This is a genomic window from Streptomyces tatrensis, from assembly GCF_049310065.1.
GTDB lineage: Bacteria > Actinomycetota > Actinomycetes > Streptomycetales > Streptomycetaceae > Streptomyces.
This window is the reverse complement of the sequence record NZ_JBMDLB010000011.1, coordinates 6,529,053-6,544,432: the sequence shown is the minus strand read 5'-3', so window position 1 is coordinate 6,544,432 and position 15,380 is coordinate 6,529,053. Positions and strand designations below refer to the sequence as shown.

Here is a 15,380-nt window from a genome sequence, read left to right as displayed (position 1 = left end):
GATCGGGGCCTTTCGGCGTTCGAAGTCGGGGCGGGGGGCCCGTCCCGGGGGCCGGTCGGCGGCCCCGGAGGGGCGGTGCGGACCGGGCCTTTCGGCGGCCGGACCGGTGACGGAAGTCCCGGCCGCGGGGTCGGTCAGAAGACGGACTCGGCCTCGTACATGCGGTCCTCGGGGACGGTCTTCAGCTCGGTGACGGCGTCGGCCAGCGGGGCCATGACGATGTCGGTGCCGCGCAGGGCGGTCATGTTGCCGAAGTCGCCGCGGTGGACGCCCTCGACGGCGTGCCAGCCGAAGCGGGTCGCGAGGACGCGGTCGTAGGCGGTGGGGGTGCCGCCGCGCTGGACGTGGCCGAGGATGACCGGGCGGGCTTCCTTGCCCAGGCGCCGCTCCAGTTCGACGGCGAGGCGGCTGCCGATGCCGGCGAAGCGCTCGTGACCGTACTGGTCGATCGCGCCCTTCTCGTACGGCATGGAGCCCTCGCCGGGGTGCGCGCCTTCGGCCACGCAGATGACGGCGAACTTCTTACCGCGGGCGAATCGTTCCTCCACCATCTTGACCAGGGCGTCCACCTCGAAGGGGCGCTCCGGCAGGCAGATTCCGTGGGCGCCGCCGGCCATGCCGGACTCCAGGGCGATCCAGCCCGCGTGCCGGCCCATGACCTCGACGACCATGACGCGCTGGTGCGATTCGGCGGTGGTCTTGAGGCGGTCGATGGCCTCCGTGGCGACCATGACGGCGGTGTCGAAGCCGAAGGTGCGGTCCGTGGAGGAGATGTCGTTGTCGATGGTCTTCGGCACGCCGACGACCGGCATGCCGGCGTCCGACAGCATCCGGGCGGCCGTCAGGGTGCCCTCGCCGCCGATCGGGATCAGGGCGTCGATGCCGTAGCGCTTGGCCAGTTCGACGGCGTTCTCGGCCGCCTCGTGGAGGCGGGCGCGCTCCATGCGGGCCGATCCGAGGATCGTGCCGCCGCGGGCGAGGATGCCGCTGACCGCGTTGATGTCGAGGGGGCGGTAGTTGCCGTCGAGGAGGCCCTTGAAGCCGTCCTCGAAGCCGATGACCTCGTCCCCGTGCCCGACCACGGCACGGTGTACGACCGACCGGATGACAGCGTTGAGGCCCGGGCAGTCGCCGCCTGCGGTGAGAACTCCGATACGCATCGTGCTGTGTCTCCTGCTCCTGGTCGTACCCGGCTGTTCGCGTGCGGGCGTCCAGCCGACCGACGTACATATGAGATGCCGTATGAGGTGCCGTATGAAGGGCGTATTGATGAAGCCTGTCCGATTGTTCCACGCGCTCCGGGTCGCGCGCGCTCTGTGGCGTGCCCCCCACGAGGGCCCGCAGGGCCTTTCGGCCCCCTCCGGCAGGCCCTTCTCCCGGCGGGCGCCCTAAGGAATCGCGGGGGTATTGTCAAGAGGTCAAGCCCATATTTACTGGGACAACCGAGTCGAATTGGGACGGAGAGCACGCGTGACGCGCAGCGTGTACGTGACGGGTATCGAGCGGGGGGACGGCCGCCAGGTCGTCGAGCTGGGCATCATGGAGCTCCTGACCCGCCAGACTGGCCGGGTGGGCGTGTACCGCCCCCTGCTGCACGACGGGCCCGACCGGCTCTTCGACCTGCTCAAGGGTCGGTACCGGATCGACCAGGACGCCGCGACGGCGTACGGCATGGAGTACCACGAGGCCTCCGCCATCCTGGCCGAGAAGGGCACCGACGAACTGGTCTCCCAGCTCGTCGCCCGCTACCAGAAGGTGGCGCGCGACTACGAGGTCATGCTGGTCCTCGGCACCGACTACGCCGACACCAACCTCCCCGACGAGCTGGCGCTCAACGCCCGCCTCGCCAACGAGCTGGGCGCGCTGGTCATCCCCGTCGTGGGTGGCACCAAGCACCCGGCCGAGGCCGTGCGCGCCGAGACCCGCAACGCCTACCGCGCGTACGAGGCCCTGGGCTGCCACGTCGGCGCGATGGTCGTCAACCGGGTGGCCGCCGAGGACCGCGAGGTGATAGCCGAGCGCCTGGCCGCCCGGCTCCCCGTGCCCTGCTACGTCCTGCCGGACGACAAGCACCTGTCCGCCCCGACGGTCGCCCAGATCACCCGGGCGCTCGGCGGCGAGGTGCTCCTCGGCGACGAGGCCGGACTGGCCCGCGACGCCCTGGACTTCGTCTTCGGCGGGGCCATGCTGCCCAACTTCCTCAACGCCCTGACCCCCGGCTGCCTGGTCGTCACCCCCGGAGACCGCTCCGACCTGGTCATCGGCGCGCTCGCCGCGCACACCTCCGGCACCCCGCCGATCGCCGGTGTGCTGCTGACGCTGAACGAGCGCCCGGGCAAGGACATCCTGACGCTGGCCGCCAAGCTGGCCCCGGGCACCCCGGTGGTCTCGGTGGCGGGCAACAGCTTCCCGACGGCCGCCGAACTCTTCGCGCTGCAGAGCCGGCTGAACTCCGCGACCCCGCGCAAGCTGGAGACCGCGCTCGGCCTGTTCGAGCGCCACGTGGACACCGCCGAACTGCGCGAGGTGCTCTCGGTGGCCCGCTCCGAGCGGGTCACGCCGATGATGTTCGAGAACCAGCTGCTGGAGCAGGCCCGCGCCGAGCGCCGCCGCGTGGTCCTCCCCGAGGGCACCGAGGAGCGCGTGCTGCGCGCCGCGGACGTGGTGCTGCGCCGCGGGGTCTGCGACCTCACCCTGCTGGGCGAGGAGCAGGCGATCCTGAAGAAGGCCGCCGACCTGGGCATCGACATCTCGTCCGCCCAGCTCATCGACCCGGCGACCTCCCCGCTGCGGGAACGGTTCGCCGAGTACTACGCCAAGGCCCGCGCCCACAAGGGCATGACGGTCGAGCTGGCCCACGACGTGGTCACCGACGTCAACTACTTCGGCACCCTGATGGTCCAGGAGGGCCTCGCCGACGGCATGGTCTCCGGCTCGGTGCACTCCACCGCCGCCACCATCCGCCCGGCCTTCGAGATCATCAAGACCAAGCCCGACGCGTCCATCGTCTCCTCGGTCTTCTTCATGTGCCTGGCCGACAAGGTCCTCGCCTACGGCGACTGCGCCGTGAACCCGGACCCCAACGCCGAGCAGCTCGCCGACATCGCCGTCCAGTCGGCGACCACCGCCGCCGCGTTCGGCCTGGAGCCGCGGATCGCGATGCTCTCGTACTCCACCGGCACCTCCGGCTCGGGCGCGGACGTGGACAAGGTCCGCAAGGCCACCGAGCTCGTCCGCGAGCAGCGCCCCGACCTGCTGATCGAGGGTCCGATCCAGTACGACGCCGCCGTGGAGCCCTCGGTCGCCGCGACCAAGCTGCCCGAGTCCGAGGTGGCCGGCCGCGCGACGGTGCTGATCTTCCCCGACCTCAACACCGGCAACAACACGTACAAGGCCGTGCAGCGCTCGGCCGGCGCGGTGGCGGTCGGCCCGGTCCTGCAGGGTCTGCGCAAGCCCGTCAACGACCTCTCGCGCGGCGCCCTGGTCCAGGACATCGTCACCACCGTGGCCATCACCGCGATCCAGGCGCAGTCCCCGCCCGTGGCCGGCTGAGCCCCTCCCGCCGAGACCTCACCCAGACCCCACCGCAAAGGAAAGACCCCCATCGTGACCGCATCGCGCGTACTCGTCCTCAACTCCGGCTCCTCGTCGGTGAAGTACCAGCTGCTCGACATGGCGGACTCCTCCCGCCTGGCGGTCGGTCTGGTGGAGCGCATCGGCGAGGAGACCTCACGGCTCAGTCATGAGCCGCTGACCGGTCCGGGCGCCGCGGGGGGCAAGCGCGTGACGACCGGTCCGATCGCCGACCACGGTGCGGCGCTGCGGGCCGTCGCGGCGGAGCTGGCCGCCGACGGGCTGGGCCTGGACTCCCCCGAGCTGGCCGCCGTGGGCCACCGGGTGGTGCACGGCGGGACCAAGTTCACGCACCCGACGCTGATCGACGACGCGGTGCTGGCCGAGATCCGCGCCCTGATCCCGCTCGCCCCGCTGCACAACCCGGCGAACGTGACCGGCATCGAGGTGGCGCGGGAGCTGCGCCCCGACCTGCCGCAGGTCGCCGTCTTCGACACGGCCTTCCACTCGACCATGCCGGAGCACGTGGCGCGGTACGCGATCGACACCGCGACGGCCGACAAGTACTCCATCCGGCGGTACGGGTTCCACGGCACCTCGCACGCCTACGTCGCCCGGGCCACCGCCCGGCTCCTCGGCAAGGCCGAGGAGGACGTCAACGTGATCGTGCTCCACCTGGGCAACGGCGCCTCGGCCTCGGCCGTGCACGGCGGCGTCTGCGTGGAGACCTCCATGGGGCTGACCCCGCTCGAGGGCCTGGTCATGGGCACCCGTTCGGGCGACCTGGACCCGGCCGTCGTCTTCCACCTGGCCCGGGTCGGGGGCATGTCCGTCGACGAGATCGACTCGCTGCTCAACAAGAAGAGCGGTCTGCTGGGTCTGTGCGGCGACAACGACATGCGCGAGGTGCAGCGGCGGGCGGCGGAGGGCGACGCCTCCGCCCGCCTGGCCCTGGCCTCGTACATCCACCGCCTGAAGAAGTACATCGGCGCCTACTCGGCCGTCCTCGGCCGGGTGGACGCGGTGGCCTTCACGGCGGGCGTGGGCGAGAACTCGTCCGAGATCCGGGAGATGGCCCTGGCCGGTCTGGCCGAACTGGGCCTGGCCCTCGACCTGGAGGCCAACTCGGTACGGTCCCCCGAGCCGCGCCTGGTCTCCGCGGAGTACGCGCGGGTGGCGGTGGCCGTGGTCCCGACGGACGAGGAACTGGAGATCGCCAGCCAGACGTACGCGCTGGTTACCGGTTAGTCACTTTGGACTTTCCGCCAGGTGGAATATTCCGCTACGAAACAAACCGATAGGATCCGCTCCATGCGCCGTTCCAAAATCGTCTGCACGCTGGGCCCCGCCGTCGACTCTTACGAGCAGCTGAAAGCTCTCGTAGAGGCCGGTATGAACGTGGCCCGATTCAACTTCAGCCACGGCTCCCAGGCAGAACACCAGGAGCGGTACGACCGCGTCCGGAAGGTCTCCGAGGACACCGGGCGCGCCGTCGGCGTCCTCGCCGACCTCCAGGGCCCGAAGATCCGCCTGGAGACCTTCGCCGAGGGTCCCGTCGAGCTCGTCCGCGGTGACGAGTTCACCATCACCACCGAAGACGTCCCGGGTGACAAGTCGATCTGCGGCACGACCTACAAGGGTCTGCCCGGCGACGTCTCCAAGGGCGACCAGATCCTGATCAACGACGGCAACGTCGAGCTCCGGGTGACCGAGGTCGAGGGCCCCCGGGTCAAGACCATCGTCATCGAGGGCGGTGTCATCTCGGACCACAAGGGCATCAACCTGCCGGGTGCCGCCGTCAACGTCCCCGCCCTGTCGGAGAAGGACGTCGACGACCTCCGCTTCGCCCTGCGGATGGGCTGCGACATGGTCGCCCTGTCCTTCGTGCGTGACGCCGAGGACGTCAAGGACGTCCACAAGGTCATGGACGAGGAGGGCCGCCGGGTCCCCGTCATCGCCAAGGTCGAGAAGCCGCAGGCCGTCGCCAACATGGAGGGCGTCGTCGCGGCCTTCGACGCGGTCATGGTCGCCCGTGGCGACCTCGCCGTCGAGTACCCGCTCGAGAAGGTCCCGATGGTGCAGAAGCGCCTCGTGGAGATGTGCCGCCGCAACGCCAAGCCGGTGATCGTCGCGACCCAGATGATGGAGTCGATGATCACCAACTCGCGCCCGACGCGCGCGGAGGCCTCCGACGTCGCCAACGCGATCCTCGACGGCGCGGACGCGGTCATGCTGTCCGCCGAGTCCTCGGTCGGCGCCTACCCGATCGAGACCGTCAAGACGATGTCGAAGATCGTCGAGGCGGCCGAGGAGGAGCTCCTGTCCAAGGGCCTGCAGCCGCTGGTCCCGGGCAAGAAGCCCCGCACCCAGGGCGGCTCCGTCGCCCGCGCGGCCTGCGAGATCGCGGACTTCCTGGACGGCAAGGCCCTGGTCGCCTTCACCCACTCCGGTGACACCGCCCGCCGCCTGTCGCGCTACCGCGCGAACCAGCCGATCCTGGCCTTCACCACCGACGAGGGCACCCGCAACCAGCTCACGCTGAGCTGGGGCGTCGAGTCCTACGTCGTCCCGCACGTGGACAACACCGACTCCATGGTCGACCTGGTGGACGTGGAGATGCTCAAGCTCAAGCGGTACAACAAGGGCGACACCATGATCATCACCGCCGGCTCGCCCCCCGGCGTCCCCGGTACGACCAACATGGTCCGGGTCCATCACCTGGGCAGCGGCGCCCGCGACTGACCTCGCACCCGCCGTACTGAACGAAACTCTGCCGCACAGAGACCGAGGGCGGCACCCCGATCCGATGAGGATCCGGGGTGCCGCCCTCGGTGCGTGCGGCCGCGCGAGGCCGTACGGGACTACTCCGCCGGGCCGATGTAGCTCTTGAGGCCCGGGACGGTCAGGGTGCCGCCGAACTGGCCGGCCTGGACGACCTTGACGTTCGTGAAGAACGCGAAGGGGACGTTCAGGGGCGGCGGGCTCTTCGGGGTGAACTCGATCGGGATCAGCCCGAAGAGGTTGCCCTTGAGGCTCTCGGTGTACATCGTCACCTTGGCCCCGCGGATCTTCGAGGTGGACCCCGGACGGGACTTCAGGTGGGAGATGTACGGGTTCTTGCCGACCGTCTGGTAGAGGTCCTTGATGTCCAGCGAGTCCGCGGTGAACTTCAGGACCGTCTTGGTCTTGCCGCCCGCCGTCTTCACCTCGACGATGCCCTCGTAGTCGAGGCCGTAGAGCGTCAGCAGCGAGCTGTCCAGGTACCAGGGCTCGTCCGGGAGCAGCGGGATGCCCTGCTCCAGCTTGGCGTCGGCAATGGCCTTGGCGTCGTAGGTCGGGCAGGGGAAGGGCTCCTTCCCCTTCTTGCCCTTGCCGGCCTTGCCGCCTTCCGTGGCCGTTTCCGGCACCGGCTTGGGCTTCGGCTTGGTCGTGCCCGTCTCGTCCTTCGGGGCGGTCGCGGTGCGCTTGACCTCCTCGGAGAGCTCCGAGACCGTGACGCCGGCCGTCTTCGCGGCGTCGCGGATCGCGGCCGCGATCGGGTCCGGAGCGGGCGCGGTGGTTGCCGTGGTGGTCGGGGTCGGAGTCGCCTTGGCGCCCGTGAGGGGCGCCGCGATCTCGTTGACCAGGCCCGTGACGGCCTCGCCGACACCGAGCGGGTCCAGCGGGTTCGCCGTCTTGGCCGTGGGCAGCGCCGCCGGCATGAGGCCGGGCTTCTCGACGGCCTTCGACGCCGACGGGCTCGTGCTCGGCGCGGGCACCGACGTCGGCGACTTGCCCGGTGCGGGCGTCGCCCGCGGAGCCTTGGACGGGGTCTTGGAAGGTTTCTTCGATGCCGACGGGGAGGGCGACTCCGCGGGCTCGTCGGACCGCGTCACGCACGGTCCGGGCGCGAAGGGGATGTCCTTGTCGTCGGCCACGGCCAGCTTCGGCGCCATGCTCATGCCGACGAAGACCGCGGTCGGCATGGCGGCCAGCGCCATCGTCTTGCCGACGGGTATCTGGATCTTGGTCAGCAGCGACTTCCTGGGCGCCGCGTGGCGCGGGCCCTTCCTTTCACGGGACTCCGCACCCGGAGCCTCGCCCCGTTGCGTTTCGTCACCCCGCACTGTTCCTCCCGCCATCGGCGTGGGCAGTCGTCTCGCTCGCGTATGCCGTCGTTTCCGTCTCGCGCTGTCCCGGGAAAACCTGGGGGATCGTCTGCTGCGTCTCCTGCGGCGGCGAACCCCCCGCGTCCTTGCCGAGGTCCACGGCCTGTGCCTGCACGGCCTGTGCCTGCACGGTCTCGGCCGGCCCGCCCGGCACCCAGGCCAGCGCGAGGCCGCCGCCGACCAGCGCGAGGATGAACCCGACGCCGAAGCCACCGAGGTTCGACACCGGCAGGGACACCAGCGCCAGCAGGATCGCGGCGACTCCGGCGAAGATCCGGATGCCCTGCTGGAACCAGAGCGCAAGGCCCAGGGTGATCAGCAGGACGCCGATGATCAGTGAGCCGGCGCCGGCCGTCGTCGCCATCGCGAAGGTGACGTTGCCGAGGCGGACGTCCGCGTACGGGATGTAGCCGATCGGAAGGCCACCGAGGAGGGTGACCAGACCGGCCCAGAAGGGGCGGCGACCGCTCCAGGCGTGGAAGTGGTAGTACGCCACCGTGAGCCAGGCGTCGTCTTCGGCGCGCACGTAAACCGGGGCCTGGGGGTTCATGGACAACAGCTCCCTGAAAACGGGTGGTACGGAGAACGATGTGGAGCCCGGACGGGCCGACGACGACGGTGGCCGTCGTCCCCGGCCCGTCCGGTCAGGAGTCCGGACGGACTACTTCCCGTCCTGGTAGCACGGCTTGTCGCCGCCGTACAGGCGCAGGTTGAGGTCGGGCAGGGTGAAGGTACCCGCCGTCGTCGCCCACGCCTTCTGGCGCACGTTCGTCAGCGTGGCCGTCTTGGCGCGCTGCGAGAACAGGGCGCCGTCCGCCAGCGTGCCCTCCTTCGGCTTGGTGGCGTGCGTGCCGTCACCAGCCGCGACACCGATGTCGAGGTCCTTCAGGACGGCGTCCGCGTCGAGCTCGGCGACGTCGAGGTAGATGTTCTTCGCTTCGGCGGGCGAGCCCTTGTGACCCGTCCTCAGCTGCATGGTGATGTTGCCGAGCGGGGTCTTCGTCACCAGCGACTGGCACATGTTGGTGATCGTGGCTTCCTTGAAGCCAGAGATGATCACCGGGTGGTAGGACTTCTTGTCCGACTCCAGGGTCGCGCCCTGGGCCACACTGCCGTACTGGATCATGTCGGTACCGACGAGCGAGTCGGCACTGACCTTGAAGTCCTGGCCCGAGACGCTGAAGGACGCCGCGAGGGCACCCTGCGCCAGACCCACACCGACCGCCGCCGTGGCGGCGATGCTCGGCACCATGACGAGCGCGAAGCGCTTCCATCTGGTCCCGCCACGAATCTGGGAAATCATGTTCGTTCCTCCTTCTCGGACGTACATCTCCGGTCCGGGCGGTGCCCGTCCTGGGATGGGAGAAGTGCTACGTCCTCGGGAAGGAGCGCGAGCGGCCGAGCCGCGGCAATGCCGCGTCCGTACACCGGCGTTCACCCCCGAGCGACAACCACTTGGCCACGCGTTCGCGCAACCTGGAGGACAGGCCCCGCCATGTGACGGAGACCCCCCTGTCCCACGGCCGGTGCCACTGCCACAGGCCGGCCCGGTGGGGACCCTCCACCGCGGCTCCGGATGAGCGGCTCTGCGGGAAGGACCGGGCGTCGCCGATCGTGGTCCATTCACGAGCGGGGCACAAGGGGGTTCGTTACTGGCGGGTAACGGCCAGATAACCTGCGGGAGTCCTGCCCCTGTCGGGCGGCAACGCAGGGTGTCACCGAAGGCCACGACAGACCGGGGGAAGAGTGAACACACCGGACAGTTCACGGGGTTCGATTTACTGCGAGTAACAGCGGCCGCGATTGCCAAGTTTTGGCAAAGCGCGGCCGCTGTTTATCTCCGTGTCAACAAATCACCGGCGTGTGCCGGTGCTGTGTCGGTCCTGTGCCGGTCTAGAACAGCACCCTGGCGAGCGCGGTACGGGCCGAGGTCACGAGCGGGTCGTCCGAACCGACCACTTCGAACATCTCCAGCAGCCGTACGCGCACCGCGTCACGGTCCTCACCGAACGTCACCTTCACGGTGTCCACCAGCCGCCCGAAGGCGTCCGCCACGTGACCGCCGGCCAGATCCAGGTCGGCCGCGGCGATCTGCGCCGCCGGGTCCTTCGGGTTCTCGGCCGCCGCGGCGCGCACCGCCTGCGGGTTCATGTCCTTGACCCGGGCGAACAGCTCGGACTGGGCGAGGCCCAGCTTGGCGTCGGTGTTGGAGGGATCGGCCGCGAGCACGGCCTTGTAGGCGCGCACCGCCCCGTCCAGGTCGTCGGCGTCCAGCGCCTCGATCGCCTGGTCGAGCAGCGCGTCGTACGGACCGGCCGGCTCCTCGGCCTCCACCGCGCCCGGACCCGGGGCGGCGGCGCCCTCGGCGCCGGGGTCCACCTCGACGCCGATGACCCCGAAGCGCTCCTCGGCGATCTGGACCAGTTGGGCCAGGACCCCGCGGACCTCGCCCTCGGACGCGAAGTCCTGGAACAGCGGCATCGCCTGGCCCGCGACCACGGCGAAGACGGCCGGGAGGGCCTGGATGCGGAACTCTCGGATCAGGTTCTGGTTGGCGGCGACATCGAGGGCGGCCAGCGCGAGGCGGCCGTTCGCCTCGATGGTGAGCCGCTCCAGCAGCAGGCTCAGCTCCTGCCCCTGCTCGAAGCCCTCGGCGCGGAAGTCGAGGATGACCGGAACCTCGCCCGAGAGCGGGACCACATGGCTCTCGAAGCGGGTCTCGTCGGTGTCGAAGACGAGCGCGGAGGGCGGAACGGCCCCGGCGGGCGCGGACGCACCGCCCTGAGCGGCCTTCCGGGCCGCGTCGGCGCGGGCCTGCTCGGCCTTGGCCTTGGCCTCGCCGGCGGCCTTCACGGCGGCGAGGTCGACGACGCCGCTCATGGACATGTTTCTGGGCTGCATGCGTACATCCTCCCCCGAGTGCGCGCGCCGACGAAAAAGATCGGCTGAAACGAACCGATCGCGGTACCTGCCGTGCTTCTCCTACTGCTGTGGCGCCGGGTCCCCACCTGGCGCCGGTAGCTCTTCGCGTGGTTGTCGCTCTTACGCTACGAGTCGTAGCGTAACTCCCCCCGCCCGCCCGCGCCCCGTGATCTGAACCACACGCCCGGGGGGCCGGTCGGCTCTGCTACCGGCGGGTATGGTCTCGGCCATGCGCAACCCCAGCTCGGACACCTCATGCCCGCCCGGCCGCACCGGACGCCCGCGCAGCGCCGCGGCGGACGCCGCCATCCTGGCCGCGACCCGGGACGCGCTGGTGGAGCTGGGCTGGTCGAAGCTGACGATGGGGGACGTCTCGGTGCGGGCCGGGGTCGCGAAGACCACCCTCTACCGGCGCTGGTCGGGCAAGAGCGAACTGGTCGTGGACGCCGTCGCGGAACTCTTCGACTCCCTCGAACTCCCCGACCGGGGCTCGCTAGAAGCCGACATCGAGTACGTGGTGCTCCAGTTCGCGGCGCTGCTGCGGCGCCCGGAGGCCCGTACCGCGCTGATGGCGGTCGTCGCCGAGTCCACCCGGGACGAGGCCCTGCGGGACCGCATCCGGTCGGCGATCGTGGACCGGCAGAAACGTCTCGTCGTACTGGGGCGCGAACGGGCGCAGGCCCGGGGCGAACTCCCCTACGAGGAGGACGAGTCCCTCGCCTCCCACACCACGGACCTGATCTTCGACGTGATCGCGGGCACGGTGGTCCACCGTGCGCTGGTCAGCTCCGAGCCGGTGGACGAGCTGTGGGTGGCCACCTTCACGGCCCTGCTCATGTACGGCCTCCGGGGTTCCGCCGCCGCCCCTTCCGGCCCCGCTCCGGCGGCGTGACCACCGCGGGCCGGCCGCCGTCCGACAGCGGCGTGAAGTCCTCGCACCAGGCCGGCGCCGAGGCGATCAGTGCCTCCGAGCGCGGGTTGTGGCCGGGCCAGGGCCTCGGGCGCCCCGGCCAGTCGGCCCAGCGCAGGCTGTCGGCCTCCTCCGGCGGCAGCAGCCCGGAGGCCAGCAGGGCCGCCCGGCCCGCTTCGAGCCCGGCGAGCCGGTAGCCGTACTCCGAGGAGTCCACCTCGTGGACCTGGGCGTCGGTCAGCAGCACCGAGGCCGCCACCCCGTCGAGGCCGCGCACGATGCCCGCGCGCACGCAGGCCGCGTACACCTCGGGCAGCCGGCGGTGCGCCGGCACGGCGTTGAGGACCTCCGTCAGCCCCGACGGGCCGGGCGGCTCGAAATCGGCGGCGATGTACGCGTACGGCCCGCAGTTGGTCTGCATGAGCACGCGGGCACTGACCCCGTACACGGGGACGGGAAGGCGGCGGCCTGTCATGGCCGCCACCTTAGGGCGTGTCCTTCGGATCGGGGCGGGCCCACGTCACGGACGACGGGCCGTCAGAAGCCCGGCGGCTCCGTGTACGTGCCCCACTCGTCCCGCAGCAGGTTGCAGATCTCGCCCATCGTGGCCTCGGCGCGCGCCGCGTCGAGCATCGCCGGGATCATGTTCGACCCGTCGCGGGCGGCGGCCAGCATGGCGTCCAGGGCCGCCTTCACCTTCGCGTCGTCCCGGGCGGCCTTGCGCTCGGCGAGCTCGCGGACCTGGACCTTCTCCACCTCGTGGCTGACCCGCAGGATCTCCAGGTCCCCGGTGACCGAGCCGTGGTGGACGTTGACGCCCACGACGCGCTTGTCGCCCTTCTCCACGGAGCGCTGGTACTGGAAGGCCGACTCGGCGATCTCGCCGGTGAACCAGCCGTCCTCGATGCCCCGCAGGATGCCCGAGGTGATCGGGCCGATCGGGTGCTGCCCGTTCGGGTGGGCGCGCAGCCCGCGCTCCTTGATCTGCTCGAAGATCTTCTCGGCGTCGGCCTCGATGCGGTCGGTGAGCTGCTCGACGAACCAGGAGCCGCCCAGCGGGTCGGCCACGTTGGCCACGCCCGTCTCCTCCATCAGCACCTGCTGCGTGCGCAGGGCGATCTCGGCGGCCTGCTCGCTGGGCAGCGCGAGGGTCTCGTCGAGGGCGTTGGTGTGAAGGGAGTTGGTGCCGCCGAGGACGGCCGCGAGGGCTTCCACCGCGGTGCGCACGACGTTGTTGTAGGGCTGCTGGGCGGTGAGGGAGACCCCGGCCGTCTGGGTGTGGAAGCGCAGCCACATCGTCTTCTCGGACTTCGCCCCGTACACCTCCTTCATCCAGCGGGCCCAGATCCGGCGGGCGGCGCGGAACTTGGCGATCTCCTCGAAGAAGTCGAGGTGCGCGTCGAAGAAGAAGGAGAGCCCGGACGCGAAGTGGTCCACGTCCAGCCCGCGCGAGAGGCCCAGCTCCACGTACCCGAAGCCGTCGGCGAGGGTGTACGCGAGCTCCTGCGCGGCCGTGGCCCCGGCCTCGCGGATGTGGTAGCCGGAGACGGAGAGCGGCTTGTAGGCGGGGATGCCGTTCGCGCAGTACTCCATGAGGTCGCCGATGAGGCGCAGGTGCGGCTCGGGCTCGAAGAGCCACTCCTTCTGGGCGATGTACTCCTTGAAGATGTCGGTCTGGAGCGTCCCGTTCAGGAGGGCCGGGTCGACACCCTGGCGTTCGGCGGCCACCAGGTACATGCAGAAGGCGGGGACGGCGGGTCCGCTGATCGTCATCGAGGTGGTCACGTCGCCGAGCGGGATGTCCTTGAAGAGGATCTCCATGTCGGCGGCGGAGTCGATGGCCACCCCGCAGTGGCCGACCTCGCCGAGCGCGCGGGGGTCGTCGGAGTCGCGCCCCATCAGGGTGGGCATGTCGAAGGCGACGGAGAGCCCGCCGCCGCCGGCGGCCAGGATCATCTTGTAGCGCTCGTTGGTCGTCTCGGCGTTCCCGAACCCGGCGAACTGCCGGATGGTCCAGGTCCGCCCCCGGTAGCCGGTGGCGTGCAGGCCGCGGGTGTACGGGTACTCCCCCGGCCAGCCGATGCGCTCGAAGCCCTCGTACGAGTCGCCGGGGCGGGGTCCGTAGGCGGGGTCGACGTCATCTCCGGAGAGCGTCGTGAAATCGGCCTCGCGCTTGCGGGCCTTGTCGTACCGGGCCTGCCAGCGACGGCGGCCTTCCTCAATGGCGTCAGCGTCCATGCTCTGAATTTACTAGGACGTCCTAGTAAATGTCGATGGCAAACCCCCGGGGAGTCACCCCGGGGGCGGTTGGATCAGCTGAGGTCAGGCGCGGGCGGCGGCCGGGTCGCCCGCGATGAGGGGCTCGACCTCGGCGCGGATGCCCCGCTCCACGAAGAACGCGGCGAGCGGGATGGTGCCGGAGACCAGGACCCACAGGAGCTTGCCGAACGGCCACTTGGCCTTGGAGCCCAGGTCGAAGGCGAACACCAGGTAGACCATGAACAGCACACCGTGCGCCTGCGAGACCGCGAAGGTCAGGTCGGCGCCGGTGTCGAAGCCGTACTTCGCCACCATGCAGGCACAGAGGATGAGGAGCATGACCGCGGTCACGTAGGCCATGACGCGGTAGCGGGTGAGCACGCTTCGTTTCATGCCGTCGAGCCTAGCCGTCCGGTTTGCACGATCTTGACGCGGGCCGGGTCGCCGCCCTGCCGCCCGCCCGGGTCAGCCGGAGCCGTGCGGCGCGGCCGGCGCCGGGGTCGGCGCCGGGGTCGGCGCCGGGTTGCGGAGCGGGGGCCGCGACCAGGGCGCGTCGACGGCGTCCGACTCCGGCCGCAGACCGAGCTCGTGGAGCAGGTTGACCGCCACCATGGCGGTGAACAGCGCGTTCGGGTTGGCCCCGCCGATGCCCAGCTCCGCGACGGCCCCCGCGAACGCGTCCGGCCGGACCCGCTCGCCCTCCCCGGTCAGCCCCAGCGCCACCCTCTGCAGCGCGGTGGCCTGCTCCAGCACGCCTTCCAGGTAGGACGCCGCTTCGGCACGGCGGCGCACGGCGAAGGTGTGCCCGTCGGTGAGCAGCTCCGACTCCCCCCGTTCGAAGAGGAGGGCCGCGGAGGCCAGGACGGTCTGGATCTTGAGCTGGTCGGCGTCGACCATCGCACCGCAGGGCCCGTTGCCCTCGTCGGACAGGTGGAGGACACCGGCGTCCCGGAGGTGCACGATCACGTGCCCGGCGCAGTGGCCCTGGCTCCGCAGCACCCGGACCGCGCCGTCTGCGAAGGTCCAGCCGGTGAACCGCAGCGGGCCGATCCGGATCCGCTCCAGCGGCCGCTCCTCGTAGGTCCGGGTCTTCGCGCCCAGGGGCCGCATCGGCCGGAAGAGCGCGACCAGCCCGGCCGCGGTCCGCCCCGGGTCGGGCAGCGCCGCGGCCCCGGCGGCCCGCTCGAAGGCCCTGAACCAGTACTCGGCCGGGTCCCGCATCTGCGGCAGGTCGGGGGCGGGGACCCAGTGCTCGGCCGGTACGCCCAGGCCGTCGGCCAGGTCGTTGTTGCCGACGTGGTCGAGGTGGCCGTGCGTGGTGAGCACCAGGGCCCGGGACCAGGGGCCGACGCGGCCGGTCGCCTCCAGCAGCGCCGTACGGAAGGCCGTGGTGACTCCGGTGTCGACGACCACGAGGGTGTCGCCGGCCCGGTGCACGAGGGCATTGGCGACGTCCGGCTGCCCGTGGGCGAGGTCCAGCCCCTGCCCGAGGACCAGTACGGTCCGGTCGTCGATCTCGATCAGGTCACCGAGCGCGGTCATCGGCCCTCCGCGGTCCATTCCGGGCA

13 protein-coding genes are annotated in these 15,380 nt (G+C 70.8%); 4 read left to right on the top strand and 9 right to left on the bottom strand.

The annotated features are described in order from the left end of the window. Nucleotides 1-134: 134 nt before the first annotated feature. Nucleotides 135-1,160: an ATP-dependent 6-phosphofructokinase gene (locus tag ACODT5_RS45805; protein ID WP_422524782.1), complete on the bottom strand. Its 1,026-nt coding sequence runs from the start codon at nt 1,158-1,160 to the stop codon at nt 135-137. A gap of 310 nt (nt 1,161-1,470) precedes the next feature. Between ACODT5_RS45805 and pta the strand changes: the two genes are divergently transcribed. The 3 genes from pta to pyk all read left to right on the top strand — a co-directional run bounded on the left by pta (nt 1,471) and on the right by pyk (nt 6,315). Next, nucleotides 1,471-3,552: a phosphate acetyltransferase gene (gene pta / locus ACODT5_RS45800; RefSeq protein ID WP_422524781.1), complete on the top strand. Its 2,082-nt coding sequence runs from the start codon at nt 1,471-1,473 to the stop codon at nt 3,550-3,552. Nucleotides 3,553-3,606: 54 nt separating this feature from the next. After that, entirely contained in the window at nt 3,607-4,821 is a 1,215-nt protein-coding gene (locus ACODT5_RS45795; RefSeq protein WP_422524780.1) for an acetate/propionate family kinase, read from the top strand. A gap of 63 nt (nt 4,822-4,884) precedes the next feature. Next, nucleotides 4,885-6,315: a pyruvate kinase gene (gene pyk, locus ACODT5_RS45790; protein WP_422524779.1), complete on the top strand. Its 1,431-nt coding sequence runs from the start codon at nt 4,885-4,887 to the stop codon at nt 6,313-6,315. Between the two features lie 119 nt (nt 6,316-6,434). Here the strand turns inward: pyk and ACODT5_RS45785 are convergent, their stop codons facing one another. The 4 genes from ACODT5_RS45785 to ACODT5_RS45770 all read right to left on the bottom strand — a co-directional run bounded on the left by ACODT5_RS45785 (nt 6,435) and on the right by ACODT5_RS45770 (nt 10,622). Continuing rightward, nucleotides 6,435-7,679: a hypothetical protein gene (locus ACODT5_RS45785; protein WP_422524778.1), complete on the bottom strand. Its 1,245-nt coding sequence runs from the start codon at nt 7,677-7,679 to the stop codon at nt 6,435-6,437. After that, nucleotides 7,669-8,271, bottom strand: a complete 603-nt coding sequence (locus tag ACODT5_RS45780) for a DUF6114 domain-containing protein (protein WP_422524777.1) — start codon at nt 8,269-8,271, stop codon at nt 7,669-7,671. The genes ACODT5_RS45785 and ACODT5_RS45780 overlap by 11 nt, the downstream gene beginning before the upstream one ends. Nucleotides 8,272-8,382: 111 nt before the next feature. Next, nucleotides 8,383-9,024, bottom strand: coding sequence for a DUF6230 family protein (locus ACODT5_RS45775; protein WP_422524776.1), 642 nt, complete (start codon nt 9,022-9,024; stop codon nt 8,383-8,385). Nucleotides 9,025-9,614: 590 nt separating this feature from the next. Then, the gene (locus ACODT5_RS45770) at nt 9,615-10,622 is read right to left on the bottom strand and encodes a tetratricopeptide repeat protein (protein WP_422524775.1); all 1,008 of its coding nucleotides are present in this window, start codon (nt 10,620-10,622) and stop codon (nt 9,615-9,617) included. A gap of 250 nt (nt 10,623-10,872) precedes the next feature. On the opposite strand from ACODT5_RS45770, the gene ACODT5_RS45765 reads away from it, so the two are divergent. Continuing rightward, nucleotides 10,873-11,535 carry a TetR/AcrR family transcriptional regulator gene (locus tag ACODT5_RS45765; protein WP_422524774.1) on the top strand — a complete coding sequence of 221 codons (663 nt, stop codon included), beginning with the start codon at nt 10,873-10,875 and terminating at the stop codon, nt 11,533-11,535. Here ACODT5_RS45765 and ACODT5_RS45760 read toward each other — a convergent pair. From ACODT5_RS45760 to ACODT5_RS45745, 4 genes are all read right to left on the bottom strand, one after another. After that, nucleotides 11,477-12,028 carry a hypothetical protein gene (locus tag ACODT5_RS45760; protein ID WP_422524773.1) on the bottom strand — a complete coding sequence of 184 codons (552 nt, stop codon included), beginning with the start codon at nt 12,026-12,028 and terminating at the stop codon, nt 11,477-11,479. The two genes, ACODT5_RS45765 and ACODT5_RS45760, sit on opposite strands and share 59 nt — an antisense overlap. A gap of 62 nt (nt 12,029-12,090) precedes the next feature. Then, complete coding sequence (locus ACODT5_RS45755) at nt 12,091-13,791, bottom strand: coenzyme B12-dependent isobutyryl-CoA mutase large subunit (RefSeq protein WP_422524772.1); 1,701 nt, start codon at nt 13,789-13,791, stop codon at nt 12,091-12,093. Between the two features lie 84 nt (nt 13,792-13,875). Continuing rightward, nucleotides 13,876-14,205: a DUF3817 domain-containing protein gene (locus ACODT5_RS45750; protein ID WP_385369130.1), complete on the bottom strand. Its 330-nt coding sequence runs from the start codon at nt 14,203-14,205 to the stop codon at nt 13,876-13,878. Between the two features lie 72 nt (nt 14,206-14,277). After that, complete coding sequence (locus tag ACODT5_RS45745; protein WP_422524771.1) at nt 14,278-15,354, bottom strand: MBL fold metallo-hydrolase; 1,077 nt, start codon at nt 15,352-15,354, stop codon at nt 14,278-14,280. Nucleotides 15,355-15,380: the final 26 nt, after the last annotated feature.